At 68.2% G+C, this 21,086-nt stretch carries 17 protein-coding genes; 5 read left to right on the top strand and 12 right to left on the bottom strand.

What is annotated here, in order from left to right; genetic code table 11:
* Positions 1-4 precede the first annotated feature (4 nt).
* From tgt to RBB84_RS22515, 3 genes are all read right to left on the bottom strand, one after another.
* The gene (tgt, locus tag RBB84_RS22525) at positions 5-1,264 is read right to left on the bottom strand and encodes a tRNA guanosine(34) transglycosylase Tgt (RefSeq protein WP_197481899.1); all 1,260 of its coding nucleotides are present in this window, start codon (positions 1,262-1,264) and stop codon (positions 5-7) included.
* The gene (locus tag RBB84_RS22520; protein WP_230792121.1) at positions 1,261-2,421 is read right to left on the bottom strand and encodes an MFS transporter; all 1,161 of its coding nucleotides are present in this window, start codon (positions 2,419-2,421) and stop codon (positions 1,261-1,263) included. Before RBB84_RS22520 ends, tgt begins: the two co-directional genes overlap by 4 nt.
* A gap of 240 nt (positions 2,422-2,661) precedes the next feature.
* Positions 2,662-5,403, bottom strand: a complete 2,742-nt coding sequence (locus RBB84_RS22515; RefSeq protein ID WP_019290301.1) for a calcium-translocating P-type ATPase, PMCA-type — start codon at positions 5,401-5,403, stop codon at positions 2,662-2,664.
* Between the two features lie 148 nt (positions 5,404-5,551).
* Between RBB84_RS22515 and RBB84_RS22510 the strand changes: the two genes are divergently transcribed.
* Positions 5,552-5,971, top strand: a complete 420-nt coding sequence (locus tag RBB84_RS22510) for a pyridoxamine 5'-phosphate oxidase family protein (protein WP_006552520.1) — start codon at positions 5,552-5,554, stop codon at positions 5,969-5,971.
* 36 nt (positions 5,972-6,007) lie between these two features.
* Complete coding sequence (locus tag RBB84_RS22505) at positions 6,008-6,874, top strand: cation diffusion facilitator family transporter (protein WP_170318520.1); 867 nt, start codon at positions 6,008-6,010, stop codon at positions 6,872-6,874.
* Between the two features lie 4 nt (positions 6,875-6,878).
* Here RBB84_RS22505 and RBB84_RS22500 read toward each other — a convergent pair whose 3' ends face one another.
* Positions 6,879-7,481, bottom strand: coding sequence for a LysE/ArgO family amino acid transporter (locus RBB84_RS22500; RefSeq protein WP_006552522.1), 603 nt, complete (start codon positions 7,479-7,481; stop codon positions 6,879-6,881).
* Positions 7,482-7,553: 72 nt separating this feature from the next.
* On the opposite strand from RBB84_RS22500, the gene RBB84_RS22495 reads away from it, so the two are divergent.
* Complete coding sequence (locus RBB84_RS22495) at positions 7,554-8,435, top strand: LysR family transcriptional regulator ArgP (RefSeq protein WP_024102747.1); 882 nt, start codon at positions 7,554-7,556, stop codon at positions 8,433-8,435.
* Between the two features lie 80 nt (positions 8,436-8,515).
* On the opposite strand, the gene RBB84_RS22490 is transcribed toward RBB84_RS22495, so the two are convergent.
* The 6 genes from RBB84_RS22490 to RBB84_RS22465 all read right to left on the bottom strand — a co-directional run bounded on the left by RBB84_RS22490 (position 8,516) and on the right by RBB84_RS22465 (position 16,990).
* Positions 8,516-9,553 carry a helix-turn-helix domain-containing protein gene (locus tag RBB84_RS22490; RefSeq protein WP_039958153.1) on the bottom strand — a complete coding sequence of 346 codons (1,038 nt, stop codon included), beginning with the start codon at positions 9,551-9,553 and terminating at the stop codon, positions 8,516-8,518.
* A 170-nt stretch (positions 9,554-9,723) separates the two neighbouring features.
* Positions 9,724-11,613 carry an ABC transporter ATP-binding protein gene (locus RBB84_RS22485; RefSeq protein ID WP_064257243.1) on the bottom strand — a complete coding sequence of 630 codons (1,890 nt, stop codon included), beginning with the start codon at positions 11,611-11,613 and terminating at the stop codon, positions 9,724-9,726.
* Positions 11,610-13,337, bottom strand: a complete 1,728-nt coding sequence (locus RBB84_RS22480) for an ABC transporter ATP-binding protein (protein WP_006552526.1) — start codon at positions 13,335-13,337, stop codon at positions 11,610-11,612. The genes RBB84_RS22485 and RBB84_RS22480 overlap by 4 nt, the downstream gene beginning before the upstream one ends.
* 94 nt (positions 13,338-13,431) lie before the next feature.
* Positions 13,432-15,768, bottom strand: a complete 2,337-nt coding sequence (locus RBB84_RS22475; RefSeq protein ID WP_064257244.1) for an MMPL family transporter — start codon at positions 15,766-15,768, stop codon at positions 13,432-13,434.
* Between the two features lie 67 nt (positions 15,769-15,835).
* Positions 15,836-16,429: a TetR family transcriptional regulator gene (locus tag RBB84_RS22470; RefSeq protein WP_006552528.1), complete on the bottom strand. Its 594-nt coding sequence runs from the start codon at positions 16,427-16,429 to the stop codon at positions 15,836-15,838.
* A gap of 96 nt (positions 16,430-16,525) precedes the next feature.
* Positions 16,526-16,990 (bottom strand): Rrf2 family transcriptional regulator, encoded by a 465-nt coding sequence (locus RBB84_RS22465; RefSeq protein ID WP_006552529.1) that lies wholly within the window; start codon positions 16,988-16,990, stop codon positions 16,526-16,528.
* 197 nt (positions 16,991-17,187) lie between these two features.
* Between RBB84_RS22465 and RBB84_RS22460 the strand changes: the two genes are divergently transcribed.
* The gene (locus tag RBB84_RS22460) at positions 17,188-18,135 is read left to right on the top strand and encodes a sterol desaturase family protein (RefSeq protein WP_064257245.1); all 948 of its coding nucleotides are present in this window, start codon (positions 17,188-17,190) and stop codon (positions 18,133-18,135) included.
* On the opposite strand, the gene RBB84_RS22455 is transcribed toward RBB84_RS22460, so the two are convergent.
* A complete protein-coding gene (locus RBB84_RS22455; protein ID WP_006552531.1) occupies positions 18,116-18,802 on the bottom strand; it encodes a YceI family protein in 687 nt (228 codons plus the stop codon). The genes RBB84_RS22460 and RBB84_RS22455 overlap by 20 nt on opposite strands.
* Positions 18,803-18,840: 38 nt before the next feature.
* The gene (locus RBB84_RS22450; RefSeq protein ID WP_156666169.1) at positions 18,841-20,382 is read right to left on the bottom strand and encodes an MFS transporter; all 1,542 of its coding nucleotides are present in this window, start codon (positions 20,380-20,382) and stop codon (positions 18,841-18,843) included.
* Positions 20,383-20,480: 98 nt separating this feature from the next.
* Between RBB84_RS22450 and RBB84_RS22445 the strand changes: the two genes are divergently transcribed.
* Entirely contained in the window at positions 20,481-21,023 is a 543-nt protein-coding gene (locus RBB84_RS22445; protein WP_064257246.1) for a TetR/AcrR family transcriptional regulator, read from the top strand.
* The last annotated feature ends 63 nt before the right edge of the window (positions 21,024-21,086 follow it).

Genomic DNA, 21,086 nt, shown 5'->3' with positions numbered 1-21,086 from the left:
CGACTCAGGCCCGACACCGGCTCGCGTAGAACCGGCCGAGCGTCTCGGCCTTGAACTCGGCAAGCGTGCCGTTCTCCATGTTCGCCCGGATGTCGTCGACGAGGCGCACCGTGAACCGTTCGTTGTGGATCGTGCACAACGTCGAGGCGAGCATCTCCTTCGCCTTGAACAGGTGGTGGATGTACGCGCGCGTGTAGTTCCGGCAGGTGTAGCAGTCGCAGTTCTCGTCGATCGGCGTGAAGTCGCGCCGGTGACGGCTGGTGTTGATGTTGAACCGGCCCTCGGGGTGGTAGATCGCGGCGTTGCGCGCGACCCGCGACGGATTGACGCAGTCGAAGGTGTCGACGCCGTGCTCGACCGCGACGAAGATGTCGTCGGGTTCGCTGATGCCCAACAGGTGTCGCGGCTTGTGCTCGGGCAGCTCCTCGGTGCACCACCGCACGATCGTGCCGAGATTGTGCTTCTCGAGCGCACCGCCGATGCCGTACCCGTCGAATCCGCGGCCGGTCTCGCCGACGATGGACTCGAGGCCCCGGCATGCCTGTCGTCGCAGGTCCTCGTACTGCGCGCCCTGCACGACGCCGAACAACGCCTGGTAGGGGCGGCGAGCGCGTTCGGCGGTGAGCTTCTCGTGCTCGGCGATGCACCGCACCGCCCACGCCTGGGTCCGTTCGAGGGAGCGTTCCTGGTAGCCGCGGGTGTTCATGAGGGTCGTGAGCTCATCGAAGGCGAACATGATGTCGGCGCCGAGCTCGTGCTGGATACGCATCGACACCTCGGGGGTGAACCGGTGCCGCGACCCGTCGAGGTGCGATTTGAAGGTCACCCCGTCGTCGTCGACGTGGGCGAGCCGCTCCTTGCCCTTGGCGATGACGTCGTCGTTCTGGACACCGACCGACTCCATCGCGATGACCTTCTTGAACCCGGCTCCGAGCGACATGACCTGGAAGCCGCCGCTGTCGGTGAAGGTCGGACCGGGCCAGTTCATGAACTTCCCGAGCCCGCCGGCCTCGTCGACGATGTCGGAGCCGGGCTGCAGGTAGAGGTGGTAGGCGTTGGCGAGCAGCGCCTGCGAGCCGAGCTCGGCCATCGTCTCGGGCAGCACCGCCTTGACGGTCGCCTTCGTGCCCACCGGGACGAAGGCCGGGGTGCGGATGTCTCCGTGCGGGGTGTGGATCGTGCCCGTGCGGCCGAGTCCGTTGTCGAGACGCGCTCCGACCGTGAAGAAGGGATCGGGCGGGGTCGGAATGCTGGAATCGGTCACTTCCGTATCCAATCACGTCGGGAAGGTGCAGCCTTCTCGCGGCGGCGGACGGAGATCGCGAACACGGCGACACCGGCGAGCGCCAGCAGCACACCGACCGCGGCGGGAGCGGTGTAGCCGAACCCGGCCGCGATCACGACCCCGCCGATCCACGCACCGAACGCGTTGGCCAGGTTGAACGCGGCGTGGTGCAGCGACGCCGCGAGCGTCTGGGCGTCCTCGGCGACGTCCATCAACCGCACCTGCAGGGCCGGGCCCACCGCGGCGCATCCGACACCCAGGCCGAAGACCATCACGAAGGCGGTCCACGGGTTGTGGGCTGCGGCGACGAACAGCGCGAGCAGCACCGCGAGCGAGGTGATCGACGCGTAGACGCCGGGGATCACACCGCGGTCGGCGACGCGACCACCGATGGCATTGCCGACGACCATGCCCACGCCGAAGAGCATCAGCGCGACCGGCACCAGCGATCTCGACACTCCGGCGACGTCGGTCAGCGTGGTGCTGATGTAGGTGTACACCGCGAACACACCACCGAAGCCGATGACGGCCACGGCGAGCGTGAGCCAGACGGTGCTGCTCTTCAACGCCCCGAGTTCGACCCGCACGCTGGTCGTCGGTATCGACAGTGTCGGCACCCAGGCGGCGAGAGCGACGACGGTGGCCACTCCGATCACCGCGACCAGCACGAACGCCGCGCGCCAGCCCAGCGCCATGCCGAGCCACGAGGCAGCGGGCACCCCGACGACGTTCGCCACCGACAGCCCCATCATCACCAGCGACACCGCCCGCGCGCGGCGACCGGGTCCGGCGAGGTGCGCCGCGACCAGTGCGGCGACCCCGAAGTACGCGCCGTGCGGCAGGCCGGCGACGAAGCGGGAGACGACGAGCAGACCGTAGTTCGGGGCCAGCACCGTGGCGGCGTTCCCGAGGGTGAACGCGACCATCAGCGCGACCAGCAGTGTCTTGCGCGGCACGCGGGCGGCGATCGTCGCGATGAGCGGGGCACCGACGACGACACCGGCCGCGTAGGCGGAGACGACGTGGCCCGCGGTGGGTTCGGAGACCCCGATGCTCGTCGCGATCTCGGGGAGCAACCCCATGGCGACGAACTCGGTGGTTCCGATCCCGAACCCACCGAGGGCGAGCGCCCACATCACGAGCGTGCGCGCGGGATGTCCGGAGTCGGTGTGGGCAGGATCGTCGAGTGGGCGGCCGGAAGCCGTGGTGGTCATCGGTGAGGAAACCTTCGATCTGTCGAGGGTCCCGGAGCCGGAGGTCGTGCGGGCCGGGACGCGGGCGCGCTGGGGGAGCGACGCGGGGGCAGCCTCCATTCTGGGGCAGTCCGGCCTCACACTTCTCCCCGCGGCGACGTGAGTTCCGCCATCTCCCGATCGTCAGGTGAGGAAGGTCGTATCCGCCCGCTCGGCCCTGCGCGCCTCGATCCTCCTGGCGACGAACTTGCCGATCTCGTCCACCCACAGCACGGACGAGCCGACGGCGACCGCGAGCAGCCACTGCTCGGAGGTGAGCGAGGTGGTGTCCATGAATCCCTGCAGGGCGCCGAGTTGCACGACGCAGATCTGAAGGACGACGACGGCGCCGATCGCGATCCAGATGGTGTGGTTGGTGAACGTCTGCGCCGAGAACACCGATCCGAGATCCGAGCGCACGTTGAACAGGTTGAACACCTGGTAGAAGACGAATGTCGTGAACGCGAGGGTGGTGGCGAACAACGGGTCGGATGCACTGTCGGGGAACAGTTCCGGCCCGAAGTGCAGGACCGCGATCGTGCCCACCGTCATCACGATGCCGAGGCCGAGGATGCGCTGGACCCGGGAGCGTTCGAGCAGCGCCTCGTTCGCGGGCCGCGGTCGTCGCCGCATCGCGTCGGGGGCGGTCGGGTCGACACCGAGCGCGAGCGCCGGCGGTCCGTCCATGATGATGTTCACCCACAGGATCTGCAGTGCGCTGAAGGGCGCGCCACCCGCGAGGCCGAGCACACCGGCCGTCAGGAAGATCAGGACGAAGCCCCACGCCGTGGTGAGCTGGAACTTCACGAATTTGATGATGTTGTCGTAGATTCCGCGTCCCTCGGCCACGGCGGCGACGATGGTCGCGAAGTTGTCGTCGGTGAGGATCATGTCCGCGGCGCCCTTGGAGACGTCGGTTCCCGTGATGCCCATGGCCACACCGATGTCGGATTGTTCGAGCGCGGGAGCGTCGTTGACGCCGTCGCCCGTCATCGCGACGATCTGCCCGTCGGCCTGCAGCGCTTCGACGAACCTGATCTTGTGTTGGGGCGCCACGCGGGCGAGGACACCGAATTCCTTTGCCCTCCGGCGCAGTTCGTCGTCGGTGAGTTTGTCGAGATCCGCACCGGAGGCAGCCGACCCGCGGATTCCGAGTTCCTCGGCGATCGCGGAGGCCGTCACCAGATGGTCGCCGGTGATCATGTGCACCGAGATGCCCGCCTCGTGGGCGACGGCGATCGCATCCTCGGCTTCGGTCCGCGGCGGGTCGACGATGCCGACGATCGCGTGGATCGTCAGGTCGGCCACCTTCTCCTGCAGGGCATCGGTGTCGCCGCGGGGAACGGCGTCGAGGTCGCGCCCGGCGATCATGAGAGTTCGCAGACCTTCCGACGCGAGCGCCTCCACGGCCCGGTGGATCCTCGCGCGACCGTCGTCGTCGAGTGGAATCGGACCGTCGGGACCGGCGATCGAGGTGGCACGGTCGAGGAGCACACCCGGTGCACCTTTCACGAAACAGCGGTATCCGCCGTTCGGCAGGGTGTGGAAGGTGGCCATGTACTTGTAGTCCGAGTCGAACGGCACCTCCGCGATGCGGTTCAGCGCGGCCCGCGCACCCTCGACGTCGATGCCGCCCTTCTCGGCGAGCACCACGAGGGCGCCCTCGGTGGGATCGCCGACCAGTATTCCGTTGCGCACGGTCGCGTCGTTGCACAGTCCCATCCCGAGCAGTGCGTCCGTGAAGTCCGGTGCGGGCAGGCCGTCGCCGACAAGGATCTTGCCGTCGGTTCCGTACCCGGTGCCGGTGACGCGGAAGGCACGACCCGCGACGAGCAGTCGCTGCACCGTCATCTCGTTGAGGGTGAGGGTGCCGGTCTTGTCGGTGCAGATGTGGGTGGTGCTGCCGAGTGTCTCGACCGCGGCGAGTCGTTTGACGATCGCGCCGCGGGCCGCGAGGCGTGAGGCTCCCATCGCGAGGGTGAAGGCGACGACGGCCGTGAGCCCTTCGGGGATCGTCGCGACCGCCAGCGACACCGCGGTGACGAGGAGATCCGACCAGGTCTGCCCCCGCAGCAGTCCGAGGACGAACACCAGCGCCACCGTCACGATCGCGATGATCGTCAGGGCCTGGGCGAGCTGGCCGATGCGTCGTTGCAGCGGCGTCTGTTCGACGCCTGCCGATCCGAGAAGGGTTGCGATGGCTCCCATCTCGGTGCGCATGCCCGTTCCGGTGACGATCATCGCGGCACGTCCGCGTGTGACCTCGGTGTTCATGAACAGCATGTCGGTGCGGTCGCCGAGGGGTGCGTCGGGATCGTCGACGACGTCGACCTGTTTGTCGACGGGCTGGGATTCGCCGGTGAGGGCGGCCTCGGCGACCTGCAGCCGGACGGCGGTGACGAGTCGGCCGTCGGCCGGGACGGTGTCGCCGGCCTCGAGGAGCACCACGTCTCCGGGGACGAGTTCGGCGCGCGGCACCTCCGTCCCGCGACCGTCGCGCAGCACCCGGCTGGTGGACACCGACATCTTCTTCAACGCAGCGAGGCTGCTCTCGGCCCGGGATTCCTGCACGTAGTTCAGCACGGTGTTGAGCGCGATCACCGCGAAGATGACGACGGGGGTCTCCCACTCACGGGAGACGGTGGCGCTGACCACCGCCGCGACGACCAGAACGAGGGTCATCCTGTCGGCCAGCAGCGACAGCACGCGTCGCCAGGTCGGCACCTTCTTCGCCTCGTCGAGCAGGTTCGGGCCGTACTCGCCGCGGCGTCGTTCGACCTCGTCCGCGCTCAGTCCTCGTTGCGGATCGACCTCGAACGCCTCGGCGACGTCGGTCGCGGCGCGGGTGTGCCAACTCGAGGTGGTCGCGGGAGCCTGTGCGGACATCGGCACTCCTCGTTCGGGCTGCTCTCGGCGGATCGGGCGAACACGGTCCTGACGGCCGGTTTCACCGTAACCGGCGGAGCGTTCCACTGCGCCGGAAGCCGGTTCGTGATGTGCTGGATACGGCAGCGGAACCGGAGGAGTGAACGCGATGCGCGACAACCCGAACACCGACGATCCTGTCGTCCCCCTCGACGAGGACCAGTGCTGGGACCTGCTCGCGACGGGCAAGGTGGGCCGCCTCGTCACCGTCGTCGGCGGACGACCGGAGATCTATCCCGTCAACTACGTCACCGACGATCGCACGGTGTACTTCCGCAGCGGTGAGGGCAGCAAGCTCTCCGAACTGGCGGTGCACCCGCAGGTGGCCTTCGAGGTGGACGAGATCCGCGAGGACTCCGCATGGAGCGTCGTGCTGCACGGACACGCCCGGATCCTGCGGAGCTTCGACGACGCGGCGCGGATCGACGCCCTCGGACTGTCGCCGTGGGTTCCCACCCCGAAGTACGACTACGTCGCGCTGACGGCCACCGACCTCACCGGGATGCAACTCACGCTCGTCAAGCGCTGACCGGTGGTGCCCTCTGCGCAGCAGCACCGCCTGTTGATGCGGTTCATGCTGCTGTCGGTGGCGACCGCGCTCGCGACGATGCTGCTGAAGGCATCGGCGGCGTGGATCACCGGATCCGTGGGTCTGTTGTCGGACGCACTCGAATCCGGGGTCAACCTCGTCGCGGCGCTCGTCGGTCTCGCGGCGCTACGTCTCGCCGCGAAGCCGGCCGATGCGAACCACGATTTCGGGCACGGGAAGGCCGAGTACCTCTCCGCCGCGGTCGAGGGCACCATGGTCTTCGCCGCCGCGACGGTGATCCTGTGGACCTCGGTCGAGCGCCTGATCTCACCGCAGCCGGTGACCGAGGTCGGACTCGGTCTCCTCCTGTCGGCCGGATCGTCGGCGCTCAATCTCGTGGTCGGTCTGCTGCTCATCCGGCAGGGTCGGGCACACCGGTCGATCACGCTGGTCGCCGACGGGAAACACCTGCTGACGGACGTGTGGACGTCGGCGGGCGTGCTCGTCGGCGTTGCGCTGGTCGCGCTGTCCGGGTGGGACGTGCTCGACCCGATCGTGGCGATCCTCGTCGCCCTGAACATCCTGCGGATCGGTTTCGGCCTCGTGCGGCAGGCGGTCGTCGGCATGCTCGACGCGGTTCTTCCCCCGGAGGACGTGACGGCGGTGAACGCCGTCCTCGACCGCTATCGGGAACCGGGGGTGGTGACGATCCTGCCGCCGCGCACCCGCGAGTCGGGACGTCAGCGCTTCGTCTACCTCGTCGTGCGGGTGCCGGGCGACTGGACGGTGCGGGCCGGGCACGACCTGCTCGACCGCATCGAGGCCGATCTCGCCGAGGCGCTGCCCGGTGTCGTGGTGTTCAGCCATCTCGAGCCCGACCGCGCCCCCACGGGACGCAGATGAGTGATCAGGACGAGGCGACGAGTCCGGCACCGAGGCCGAGCATCAGGACCGCGACGCCACCGTCGAGGATGCGCCACGAGGACGGCTTGGCGAACCAGGCGCGCAGATAGCGGGCCCCGTACCCGAGGGCGGCGAACCACACGACGCTCGCGGTGATCGCCCCGGCACCGAACCACCACCGGCCGGGGTTTCCGTAGTGGTTGGCCACCGAACCGAGCATGAGCACGGTGTCGAGATAGGTGTGCGGGTTGAGCCAGGTCAGCGCCAGACAGGTCAGCAGGGCCGCGCCGATGGTGACGGCACCGCCCGGGGCAGCGGACAGTGCCGACGGCTTCAGCGCGCGACGTGCCGCGAAGAGTCCGTAGCAGATGAGGAAAGCGGCACCCGCCCAACGGATCACGTCGATCGCGCCGGGAGCGCGGTCGAGGATCGTCGCGATCCCGGCGATGCCCGCGGTGATGAGCACGGCGTCGGAGATCACGCAGATCGCGATCACAGGCAGCACGAATCGTCGCGCGATCGCCATGCGCAGGACGAAGGCATTCTGCGCACCGATGGCGGCGATGAGGGACAGACCTGTGACGAATCCGGCGACGACGAGTGACATGGCATCGACGCTAGGAATCCTGTCGAGATAAGAACAGTTGATTTTGCTGTACCTGCATTAGAGTTTCTTAATGTGGATCTCGACTTCGCTCAACTTCGCACTTTTGCAACGGTATTGGACGAGGGCACTTTCGAGGGTGCGGCGGCTGTTCTTCGCGTCACACCGTCCGCGGTGAGCCAACGCATCAAGTCGCTCGAACAACACGTCGGTCAGGTACTGCTGCGACGGACCCGGCCCGTCAGCGCGACCGCGGCCGGCGAAGTGGTGATGCGGCTCGCCCGGCAGGTCGCGCGGCTGGAGCAGGACGCCTCCGAGGAACTCGGTCTCGGCGCCGACACCGGGAGTTACGCCACGATCCCGCTCGTCGTCAACGCCGACTCGATGTCCACCTGGATGCTGCGCGCCCTGGCCCGGATGCCCGTGCGCTACCGAGCCCTGTTCGAACTGCACCGCGAGGACGAGTTCCACTCCACGGATCTGCTGCGCGACGGAACCGCCATGGCAGCGGTCACCTCCGTCCCCGAACCCGTGCAGGGCTGCACGTCCGAGAAGCTCGGCGCCATGCGCTATCACGCGATGGCGAGCGTGGACTTCGCCGAACGCTGGTTCCCCGAGGGCATGACCCCCACCGAACTGCGGGAGGCCCCGATGCTCACCTTCGACCGCAAGGACGACATGCAGGATCGCTTCGTCCGCAAGCGGACCCGGCGGCGGCTGAATCCGCCGCGCAACTACGTTCCGGGCGCCCTCGAATTCGTCGAGGCCGCGCGGCTGGGGTTGGGCTGGGCCATGCTCCCCGACGCGATGGTCGCCGACACGACCGATCTCGTGAGCCTGGCCCCGGACGACCCGATCGCCGTGCCGCTGTACTGGCAGCGGTGGCGGCTGGACTCCCCCGTGCTCGACGCGCTGACCGATGCGGTCCGTCGCACCGCGCGCGAAGTGCTGCACTGACCTCCCGGAATCCGACCTTCCGAAACGGGAGCGGCCTGACGCCCCACCTCGGTCAGCGGCATGCGCCAGACCTTGTCGTCTCACCGCGCCTGCATCGCGCCGATCGGGTCGACATACATCACCCGCGACGCCGCACCGAGCGCCGCCGCCGACCGCAGATCGTCATCGGCTTCCGAGAACCGCAGTGGCACATCGTTGTACGACGACTGCTGCCGGTAACCGTCGGACACGTCCTCGCGCTCCCGTCCATGTCGGGTGAACAGCTCACCACCGACGGTCACCACGTCGGGATTGACGACGTCGCGCACCAGCGCGACCGCACGGCCGAGGAGCACCGCCTGGTTCGGCGACGGGTCGGTGCCATCGGCGCTCCCCGGTTCGAGTACAGCACAGAACGATTCGATGTCGTCGGCCGAGGACCGTGCGAGGCCGTCCACGAGCCACGCCATCGAGATCGATTCCTCCGCACACAGATACAGCCAGCTCTCGGGTCGTCGCCGGAAGGCGCTCTCGCACCGGCGGTATTCGACCTCCGCGACCGCCTCCACGTACGGAACGACCGTGTACGGCGTGGGCACGATCGCCCGGAACAACACGTCCACGGGCGCTTCGCACCAGCCCAGTCGCGGGTGGTCGAGCGCCCCTCGGTGCTCGTCGTACAGACCACCCACCGCGAGCCCTGCCCACAGCGGCTGCCTGCCCCGCTGGTGGGACTCGTGCACCCGCAGCGCCGCACCGATCGCGGCGAAGACGTCGAACACCGACGCCGGTGTCGCGAAGGTCGTCCGGTGCAGTTCCCGTCCGAGCAGGTCGCCGGAAACCACCCGGGTCTCCCGCTCCCCCAGATGGATACCGGCGAGGAAACCCCGTTCGGTGTCCACCTCCACCGGCACGTGCGGCCGTCCCACCCGTCCCCGCGGAGCGAGATCGGGGCGGTCGCGCAGCAACCCGTGCTCGAGCAACGACGTCACCGCCCGGTTGACCGTCGACGCCGACAGGCCCGTGAAATCGGCGAGCATCGTGCGCGTCGCCGGTCCCCCACGTCGCAGATGCTGCATGATCCGCCCCGCCGGTGTGGTCTCGTCGACCCGGAAGACCCCCGGTCGTCCAGATCGCACGGAGACCCCCGGTCGTCCAGATCGCACGGAGACCCCCGGTCGCGCAGAGCGCAGGAGATCGAAAGGTGACCGTACCGCTGTTGTCCGCACCTCCGTCATGGCCAGAAGTGTCCCGTCCCGCCCGCGAGGACGGAATGTTTTGTATCAGGCCGCGCCGAAGTCTCCCGCGTTCACTCCACGAGTGCCTTGAACTGCGCGTCGTACAGCCTCGCGTACGCACCGGCCGCCTCGAGCAGCCCCTCGTGGGTGCCCTGTTCGACGATCCGTCCGTCCTCCATCACCACGATGCGGTCGGCGTTCCGGATGGTCGACAGGCGGTGAGCGATGACGAAGCTGGTGCGGTCGTCGCGCAATCGCGCGGTGGCCTGCTGGACGAGCAGTTCGGTGCGGGTGTCGACCGAGCTCGTCGCCTCGTCGAGGATGAGGATCGACGGCTTGGACACGAACGCCCGCGCGATCGTGATGAGCTGACGCTCACCGGCGCTGAGGTTGCCGTCGTTCTCCTCGTCGATGATCGTGTCGTAGCCGTCGGGTAGGGCCCGCACGAAACGGTCGACGTAACTCATCCTGGCCGCGGACATGATCTGGTTCTCGGTGGCGTACGGATTGCCGTAGGCGATGTTCTCGCGGATGGTGCCGCCGAACAGCCAGGTGTCCTGCAGGACGATGCCGATGCGCGAGCGCAGTTCGTCGCGGGACATCGAACGGATGTCCACGCCGTCGACGAGGATCCGGCCCGCGTCGACCTCGTAGAAGCGCAGGATCAGGTTGATGAGGGTGGTCTTGCCGGCGCCCGTGGGTCCGACGATCGCGATCATCTGACCCGGTTCGGCCCGCAACGACAGGTTCTCGATGAGCGGCCGATCGGGGGTGTACGAGAAGGCGACGTTCTCGAACTCGACGAGTCCGTGCCGGCTCCACGGCATCGTCGGCGCCGCGACCTCCGGTTCCTCCTCCGGTTCGTCGAGCACCGCGAACACCCGCTCGGCCGACGCCGACGCCGACTGCAGGAGGTTGACCATCGCGCCGATCTGCGCGAGCGGCTGCACGAGCTGACGCGAGTACTGGATCATCGCCTGGATCTCACCGAGCGTCGCGGTGCCCGACGCGATCCGCAGACCACCGAGCACGGCGATGACGACATAGCCGACGTTGCCGAGGAAGGTCACGAACGGCATCACCAGTCCGGACACGAACTGCGCGCGGTAGGAGGCCTGGTACAGCGACTCGTTGGTGTCGGTGAAGCGTCGCTGCACCTCCGCGGTCCGGCTGTAGGCGGTGATGAGCTCGTGCCCGGTGAAGGCTTCCTCGATCTGCCCGTTGAGCTTGCCGGTCGTCTCCCACTGCGAGAGGAAGTGCTTGCGCGAGCGACGCGCGATCACTGCCGTCGCCACGACCGACGCCGGGACGGTCAGGATCGCGACGAGCGCGAGCATCGGCGAGATGAACAGCATCATCACCACGAGACCGAGCAGCGTCAGCACCGCGAGGACGAGCTGGGAGATGGACTCCTGCATGCCCGCCGCGACGTTGTCGATGTCGTTGGTGACGCGGCTGAGCAGGTCGCCGCGCGAATGCGTGTCGAAGTACCGCAGCGGCAACCGGTGGATCTTGCGTTCGATCCGCGACCGCATGTCGCGCACGACGCGCTGCACGATCTCGTTGAGGCCGTAGGCGGCGACCCAGATCAGACCGGACGAGAGCAGGTACAGCGCCAGGACGATGACGAGGATCCGGCCGAGGGCCGAGAAGTCGATGCCGAGTCCGGGCACCACGTCCATCCCCGAGACCATGTCGGCGAACTGGTCGCGGCCCTCGGCGCGCAGACCGGCGACGGCTTCTTCCTTGGTCTGTCCGGCGGGGAACTGCATGCCCACCACCCCGTCGAAGATGACGTCGGTGCCGCGGCCGAGCACGAAGGGCGCCACCGACATGCTCACGACGCCGAGGAAGGCGGAGAGCAGCACCGAGTAGACGGCGTAGCGGTGCGGGTGGAGCAGGCCGAGCACCCGGCGGACGGTGCGCAGACGCGACGGTGCCGCCGCTTCCGGAGTCGTCATATCGTGGCCATCCTCTGCGACTCGACGATCTCCGAGTACGTCCGGCACCGGCCGAGCAGACCGAGATGCGTCCCGGAATCGACCATGACGCCGTTGTCGAGGACGACGATGCGGTCGGCGTCCTGCACGGTGGAGACCCGCTGCGCGACGATGAGCACGCACGCGTCGCGCGTCTCGGGTTCGAGCGCCGCGCGCAGGCGGGCGTCGGTCGCCGGGTCGAGTGCGGAGAAGGCGTCGTCGAACAGGTAGATGGCGGGCCGGCGGACGAGGGCGCGAGCGATCGCGAGGCGCTGCCGCTGCCCGCCGGAGACCGTGGTGCCGCCCTGGGAGAGGACCGTGTTCAGTCCGTCCTCGGTCTTGTGGACGAAGTCGGCGGCCTGCGCGACCTCGAGGGCGTGCCACAGTTCGTCGTCGGTGGCGTCGGCGCGTCCGTACCGGAGGTTGTCGGCGATGGTGCCGGAGAACAGGTAGGCCTTTTGCGGCACGACGGCGATGCGCGAGCGCAGCACGTCGGTGTCGAGCGCCCGGACGTCGACACCCGCGACGAGCACCTGCCCGGCGGTGACGTCGATGAGCCGCGGCACGAGGCGCATCATGGTGCTCTTGCCCGATCCGGTGCCGCCGATGATCGCGGTGGTGGAACCGGGGTCGGCGCGGAACGACACCCCGCTGAGCACGGGAGCGTCGGCACCGGGATACGAGAAACCGGCATTGCGGAGTTCGAGGGTGACGCGGGTCGGGAGTTCGCGGACCGGTTCGGCGGGCGAAGACACCGTCGGTTCGGTGTCGAGCACGTCGAGGATGCGCTCGGCGCAGACCGCGGCGCGCGGAGCCATGATCGCGACGAACGACGTCATGAGCACGGCCATGAGGATCTGGGCGATGTAGGTGATCATCGCGGTGATGGAGCCGACCTGCATCGCACCGGAGTCGATACGGTGGGCGCCCACCCACAGGACGCCGACGGTGCTCACATTCGAGATCAGCAGCACCGCCGGGTACAGCACGGAGTTCACGCGGCCGACGCGCAAGGCGGTGGCGGTGAGGTCGTCGTTGGCGCCGTCGAAGCGGGCCTTCTCGGTTTCGTCGCGCACGAATGCCCTGATCACGCGGATGCCGGTGATCTGCTCGCGCAACACCCGATTCACAGAGTCGATGCGCTTCTGCATGACCCGGAAGCCGGGCAGCATGAGCGCGATGAGCGCGGCCATGGTGAAGATCAGCACCGGGACGGCGACGACCAGCACGAGCGAGGTGCCGGGGTCCTGGCGGATCGCCATGATGACGCCACCGATCCCCATGATCGGGGAGGTCACGACGATGGTGCAGGTCATCAGCACGAGCATCTGAACCTGCTGCACGTCGTTGGTGTTGCGGGTGATCAGCGACGGGGCACCGAACGTCCCGAACTCGCGCGCCGAGAACCGCCCCACATTCCGGACGAGCGCGAGCCGCACGTCGCGGCCGAAGCCCATCGCGGCGCGCGCCGCGAAGTAGACGGCACCGGTCGCGGCGCCGACCTCGACGGCGCTGATGACGAGCATCAGCAGACCGGTCCGGACGATGTAATCGATGTCCCCGGTCGCCACGCCGTTGTCGATGATGTCGGCGTTGAGACTCGGGAGCAGCAACATGCCCCCGGTCGCGACCAGCTGCAGGAGTACGACCCCCGCGAGGGCACCCCGATAGGGCGCCATGAAGCGGCGCAACAGCCGTAGCAACATGGGCATTACGCTACCTGCGACTCCCTGCAGCAATCTTCACGATCCATCCGGGCGGCCACGCACCGCGTCGGGTACGTGGCCGCCCGGGGGTTCGTCACACGCGTGCGGATTCCGGTGCGGGCTCGGTGGCACCGAGCTCGCGGGTGAGCTTCTCGCCCTCGACGTCGACGTTCGGAAGGATCCGGTCGAGCCACTTCGGCAGCCACCACGCCTTGTCGCCGAGTAGCGCCATCACCGACGGGATGATGACCATGCGGACGATGAAGGCGTCGAAGAAGACCGCCGCGGCGAGTGCGAAACCGATCGACTTGATCAGCGAGTCCGGTTCGGCGATGAACGCCGCGAACACCGAGATCATGATGATCGCCGCTGCGCTCACCACGCGCGCACCGTGTGCGAAGCCGCTGCGGACGGCCTCGAGTGCGCTCGCGCCGTGGACGTAGTCCTCACGCATACGCGTCACCAGGAACACTTGGTAATCCATCGCAAGACCGAAGACGACGCCGATGAGGATGATCGGCATGAAGCTCACGATGGGCTGCGGGTTGGCGATCAGGCCGCCCCAGCCCTCCTGGAAGACCGCGACGGTGGCACCGAAGGTCGCCAGGACGCTGAGCAGGAAGCCGAGGGTTGCGGTGAGCGGCACCAGGATCGAGCGGAACACCAGCATCAGCAGGATGAAGGCGAGGCCGACGACGACCGCGAGGTACGGAGCCAGTGCGCTCTGGAGGCTGTCGGAGACGTCGCCCTCGAGCGCGGTCTGGCCGGTCACGCCGTAGGACAGGCCGAACTCCTCGTTCAGCTCGGTCTCGCCGTCGCGGATGCTCTGGACGAGGTCCATCGTCGCGGGATCGGTCGGGCCGCTGCGCGGAGTGACGAGGATCTGGGCGGTGTCTCCCGCCTCGTTCACCGCGACGATCTGGGCGTTGACGACCTCGTCGTTCTCGTACAGCTTGCCGACGACGGCACCGAACGCGACTGGGGCCTCCACGTCGGCGTTCTGGGTGTCGACGACGACGACCAGCGGGCCGTTGCGTCCGGGACCGAATCCCTCGTCGACCAGGTCGTAGGCCTTGCGGGCGCTGGTCGCCGGGTCGGCGGTGGCCTCCGACGGAAGGGCGAGGTTCAGTCCGGTGGCGGGCAGCGCGAGCGCACCGAGGAGGACCACACCGGCGATGAGCGGGATGGCCGGGCGTCGCGTGATCAGGCCGACGAACTTGGCGCCCGCCTTGGGGGTGTCGTCGTTGGAACCGCGCTTGTTCAGGAACGGGATGCGGCCGGCGAAGGCCTTCTCCCCGAACAGTCCGAGCACGGCGGGCAGCAGCGACACGGCGATGAGCACGGCCATGAGCACCGTGAACGCGGCAGCGTAACCCATGACCGACAGGAACGGGATGCCGACGACGCTCAGCGCCATGAGGGCGATGATGACCGTCAGGCCGGCGAAGACGACCGCGGAACCGGCGGTGCCCACGGCACGGCCGGCGGCCTCGGTGCGATCAGAGGTGATGGTGAGTTCGTGCCGGAAGCGCGAGACGATGAACAGCGAGTAGTCGATCGCCACGGCCAGACCGATCATGACCGCCAGCGTCGGGGTCATCGAGCTGAGGTCGGCGAAGCCGGAGGCGATGGTGATGCCGAGGCTGCCGATGCCGACGCCGACGAGTGCGGTGACCAGCGGAAGTCCGGCGGCGACGAGCGAGCCGAAGGTCAGGGTGAGCACGATCGCGGCGATGCCGATGCCGATGAGTTCGGCGGTGCCACCGGGCATGCCCATCTCGGCGGCAGCCGTACCGCTGACCTCGACGGTCAGGCCGGCGTCACGGCCGATCTCGGCGGCGTCGAAGATCTGGTCACGCAGGGCCTGGTCGACGTCGGTGATCTCGCCTTCGAACGGGACGGTGACGAAGCCGACGGTGCGGTCGGCGCTCAGCGGCGACAGGGCCTGAGCGTCGGACAGCGCAGCCTCTTCGGGGGTGCCCTGCTGCGCGGCGACGGCCTTCATCTGCTCGACGAGACCGGCGTCGGCGAGGACCGGGTTGACCAGCGCGCCGGCCTGTTCCTCCGGCGAGGCGGTGGCGGGGTCGACCTTGGCGGGCGGCGAGACGCGGTCGATGCCGCGGACCGCGGCGAGGACCTCGTCGACGGCGGCCAGGTTCTCGGGGTCGTCGAGCGTCTGCCCGTCGGGCGCGGCGAAGACGTAACGCGCGCTGAGCCCGTTCATCGGATCTTCGGTCGACGGGAACCGCTCCGCCATGAGGTCCTGGGTCTTCTGCGCGGGGGTGCCCGGAAGCGTGAACGCGTCCGTGGTGGGCCCGGACAGGGTTGCTGCACCGACCCCGAAGAGCACGAGCAGCGCGATCCAGAAGGACAGCACTGCGCCCTTCCGTCTGTGGGCGAACTTGCCCAGCCGGTACAGGTAGGTCGCCACGGGGCACCCTTTCTATGTCGGAAGATCCTGGTGGGGTCGGATGGTCGGAACGGGCAGAGGTCCGGAATCAGGAGAATCCGCGTCGGAGCTGGTCGAACGCCTCGCGGATGAGCTCTTCGACCGACCGGTCCGTCGTCCCGGTCGCGTGTGTCTCCATGGCCGCGCGCACGGCGCCCATGGCGGCGTAGTTCAGCAGCGAGGGGTACAGGTCGGCATCGGGGTCGGTGCCGGTGCGTTCGGCGATGATCTCGACGAGCAACTGCGACGAACGCCGCTCGACCTCGATCTGCCGGGACAACAGCACGTTGCTCTCCTCGAGCAGGGTGATGCACGCGACGATCTCGCCGAACGGCCAGTCGGGGTTCTGCACGACGTCCAGGGCCACCGTGAGCAGCGAATCCATGATGTCCTCGTCGGCGGGACGATCGCGCAGCAGGTCGATCCACTCCTCGACCCGGGTCTCGAGATACGCGAGGACGGCGTCTTCCTTGCTCGCGAAGTAGTTGTGGAAGGTGCGGGTCGAGACACCCGCGCGCGCTGCGATCGCATCGGCCGTCACGGCGGCCAGACCGTGTTCACGAGCGAGTTCGGCCGCGGCGGTCGCGAGAGCCGCACGAGTGGCCGCCTTCTTGCGGTCGCGCAGGCCGGGAGTGATGGTCACTCCATCCAGGTTACTGATTTTGCAGAGTTCTGTAAGTTTGCAGAGTCATGCAAATTTATGACATCGCCCACAGGCGTTCCCGGCCTATCGCGGGCTTCACACCCGGCGACGCTCCCAGGCGCCCGGATCCTTCGTAAGATCCTCCACGAAACCGGGGAGGTCTCCCGTGACGACATCCGCGAGCGATACCTCTTCGAGCACGGCGCGCAGGTTCACACGCACCGCGATCCACACGTCCTGCAGTCGTTCGGCCGCCCCGCTGTAGACGACGCCCTCGGGCCGCTCGCCACGCACCGACGCCAGCGGGCCCTCGACCGTGCGGATGATGTCGGCAATGGAGATCTCGGTCGCGGGTCGCGCGAGCCAGTAACCGCCCTCCGGTCCCCGCCGGCTGTTCACCAACCCACCGCGACGCAGGTCGGCGAGAACGGCCTCGAGGAACTTGTGCGGGATGGTCTGCGCCGTCGCGAGGGTCTCCGCCTTCGTCAGGCGACCGTCCTCGATCGCCGCGAGTTCGAGCAGGGTCCGCACGGCGTAGTCGACCCTCGCGGTGATGTGCATGCCATGCCTCTCGCGCTGCGTGATGTCGTCGGCCGGCCCGTCTCGACGGGACGGGTCAATTCCTACCAGCAATACCGAACCACCCGGAATCGTGAGGACGCGAGTCGCCACCCGGGTCCCGATTCGAGGGCCCTGGTGATCCAGGCCACACCAGCGGTAATGTGGACGGTTGTTCACAGCTATCGGAGGTCGTTGCGATGTGGGAAACCCTGCAGGAATCGTGGGGGTCGCTGCTCGACCCCCTCCACGATCCGGTGACCCTGGCGATTCCCGCCTTCCTCACCTTCCTGGTCCTCGAATGGATCGCGGCCCGCACCCTCGAACACGTCGAGCCGGGCCCCGACGGACGCACCCGCCCCCCGCGCGGCGGCTACGAGAAGCGGGACGCACGCGCGAGCATCTCGATGGGTCTGGTCTCCATCGTCACGAGCGCCGCATGGAAGGTGCTGGCCCTCGTCGGATATTCGGCACTGTGGGTCTACGTCGCACCCTGGCACCTGCCCGCCGACGCCTGGTACACGTGGGTGATCCTGCTCGTCGGCATCGACGTCCTCTGGTACTGGTACCACCGGATGGCGCACCGCGTCCGCCTGGTCTGGGCGACCCACCAGGCGCACCACTCGAGCGAGTACTTCAACTACGCGACCGCGCTGCGCCAGAAGTGGAACAACAGCGGCGAGATCCTCATGTGGCTGCCGCTCCCCTTGATCGGCATCCCACCGTGGATGGTTTTCGTCGGCTTCTCCGTCAGCCTCGTCTACCAGTTCTTCGTACACACCGAGCGGGTCGGCACGCTCCCCCGCCCGATCGAATTCGTGTTCAACACGCCCTCGCACCATCGGGTGCACCACGGCTCCGATCCCGACTACCTCGACCGCAACTACGCGGGCATCCTCATCATCTGGGACCGGATGTTCGGCACCTTCAAGGCCGAGGACCACCGGCCCACCTACGGGCTCACCAAGCCCGTCGGCACGTACAACATCTGGGATCTGCAGACGCACGAGTACCGGGCGATCGCCCGCGACTGGCGTACGGCCGGGACGTTCCGCGACAAGCTCGGTTACGCCTTCGGCCCGCCCGGCTGGGCGCCGAAACAGACCCACTCGGAGGAGACCGAGAACGTCAGTTCTGCTCGAACGTGACGAGGAAGTCGACGCTGCCCGCGCCGTCGACCGTCACGAATCCGAGGTTCGGCGGCTCCACGCCGTAATCGGTCCAGGTGGTGGGGATGCTCCCCGACGCCACGAGACGCTCACCCGTGCGCAGGACGTCGACGTCGACGGTCACGGGCCGTTCGGCGCCGCGCAGGGTGAGCGTGCCGGTCGCGGTGACGGAACCGATGCTGCCGTCGTCGGGCAGGGACGTCAGATCCACCGGCTCGGTGAGGGCGAACGTCGCCGTCGGGTGCGCCGCGGTGTCCATCACCCGAGTGCGAAACTGGCCGTCGCGCTGGCCACTGTCGGTGGTAATGCCCTCGACCTGCACGACGACCTCGGCGGCCTCGAGGGTGCCGTCGGTGATGGTCGCCGAACCGGAGACCTGATCGGTGCTGCCCACCACGGTGACGTCGGCCCCGCGCAGGATCTCGTGCACCGTGTAGCCGGCGGCGGTGCGGTTGGGTTCGGCACCCTCGACGACGGTCCACTCCCCGTCGAGCTCACCGGTCGCGGCTTCGGCACCTTCGGTCGAGACGGACGCGGCGGGCGCATCGTCCTCGGCGATGAACGTCCCGTATACCCATGGGGCGACGAAGAAGCCGAGCAGCGCCACGACCACGACGGCGACGAGCGCCCACACCAGTTTCCGCATCCTGCAAATTTAAACGATGCCGGATTCCGTGTGGGGTGCTACGACACAGGCGCGGCCGCAGCGTGGCTCACGCTACTGGGGCGCAACGTGAGCCACGCGATTCCGGCGGAGGCGATCATGAGGACCACCCCGATCCCGGAGGTGATCGTGACGCCGCTGTCGAACGCCGATCCTGCTGCGGCGAGCAACGCGTCGGCCCGGTCGGCGGGCAGGTTCCCGGCCACGGCGTGGGCGCCGCCGAGCGTCTCCCGAGCAACCTCCGACTGTTCGGTGCTCAGCCCGGCAGGGAGCAGGAGATGCGCAGTGTAGGACGCGGAGAGCACCGACCCGAGGATCGCCGTACCGAGCACGGCACCCATCTCGTAGGCCGTCTCCGACACCGCCGACGCGGCACCGGCCTTCGCGGGCGGGACGCTGGAGACGATGAGGTCGTTCGACAGCGTCTCCGCCGCACCGATACCCGCGCCGAGGACCGCGAACGCCACGATGATCGGGGTGAGCGCCGACGGTGAGGCGAGCAGGAACACCAGCGCGTAGCCGGTCGCCGAGAGCAGGAGCGCGCAGACGATGATCGACGACGGCTGCACCCACCGCACGACCGCGACGACCGACATCCCGGCCACGACCATCACCGCCAGTCCCGGGACCAGGCTCAGTCCGGCCTCCATCGGGCTCTGTCCGATCACGAGTTGCAGATGCTGGGACACGAAGAACAGGAAGCCCACGAGGGAGACGACGGACAGCAGGTTCACCGCGACGGCACCGGAGAAGGTGGGCACGCGGAACAGACGGACGTCGAGCATGGGGTTCGGGCGCTGCAACTGCCGGCGCACGAACGCGACGAGCGCGACCACACCGACTACGGCCGGAACGACGGCGACGGCACCGAGGCCACTGTCGGCGATCTTCTTGATCGCGAAGACGATCGGCGCAAGGGTCAGCAGTGACAGCGCGATGCTCACGATGTCGATGCGGCCCGGATTCGGGTCCTTCGACTCGGGGACGAACATCGGCGCGAGCACGAGCAGCGGGATCAGCACCGGCACGGCCAACAGGAAGACCGAGCCCCACCAGGCATGTTCGAGCAGGAATCCGCCCATGATCGGCCCGAGTGCAGCGCCCGCCGCGAAACACGAGGCCCAGATCGCGATGGCGAGACGGCGCTGAGTGGCATCGAGAAAGATGTTGCGCAGCAACGACAGCGTGGACGGCATGAGCATGGCCCCGAAGAAGCCGAGTGCACCGCGGGCGGTCACGAGCAGTTCCGCGGAAGGTGCGTAGGCCGCAGCGACCGAGACGGCGGCGAATCCGGTCGCGCCGATGAGCAACAGGCGGCGTCGCCCGATGCGGTCGCCGAGGCTGCCCATCGCCACCAGCAGACCTGCGAGCACCAGCGGGTAGATGTCGATGATCCACAACTGTTGCGCAGCGGTGGGCTGCAGAGCGGAGGAGATCCCGGGCAGCGCGAAGGCCAGGACGGTGTTGTCGACCGACACGAGCAGCACCGGAAGCATCAGTACCGCGAGCGCGACCCAGTCCCGAGGAGCCGCCTTCGTCACGGTGGGTTCCGAAACAGGCACAGATGTCGCCACGGATATCGAACTTTCGCGAGAGAGGAATCGAACCGTCGTTACTGTACCAGCTGGACGGTACAGTAACCACGTCGTACGATCGGGCCGTGCCACCTGCCCCTGCCGCCCGCGCCAAACTTCTCGACGCCTTCGTGACGATCCTGCTCGAGCAGGGCGAGCGCGCCGCGACACTCGAGTCCGTCGCCGCGGCGGCGAACGTGTCCAAAGGTGGTCTGCTCTATCACTTCCCGTCCAAGGACGCCCTCGTCGAGGCTCTCGCCGAACACCTCGAGACACTCGCAGCCGACGACGCCGAACTGATGCGCACGGCTCCCGAAGGACCGGCGACCTACTACATCCGCACCTCGGTCTTCGCCGACACCCCGCTCGACCGGGCCATCGTCGCCCTGACCCGCCTGAGCCAGACCGCGAACCCGCGCGCCCAGCAGGCGCTGCGCCGCATCCATCAGGGCTGGTTCGAGACACTGTCCGACGAGGTCACCGATCCCGCTGCGGCGCGAGCGGTGATGCTCATCGGCGACGGGCTCTACTACGGCGCCGCCATGTCGGGCGAGACAAGCACGACGCCGCCCGAGGACGTCGACGAACTCCTGAAAGTCGTGCGGAAACTGATCGGCCCGAGCGACTGAGTTCGGGGAGGTTGCGTGCGTCCGTTCGCGAAAATACGCACACAACCTCCCCTTCGATCGCCC

Origin of the sequence: Rhodococcus sp. D-6, assembly GCF_040256695.1 — a bacterium.
Lineage (GTDB): Bacteria > Actinomycetota > Actinomycetes > Mycobacteriales > Mycobacteriaceae > Rhodococcus > Rhodococcus pyridinivorans.
Note: the sequence above shows the minus strand (reverse complement) of the source record. Positions and strands in the feature narration are given on the sequence as shown.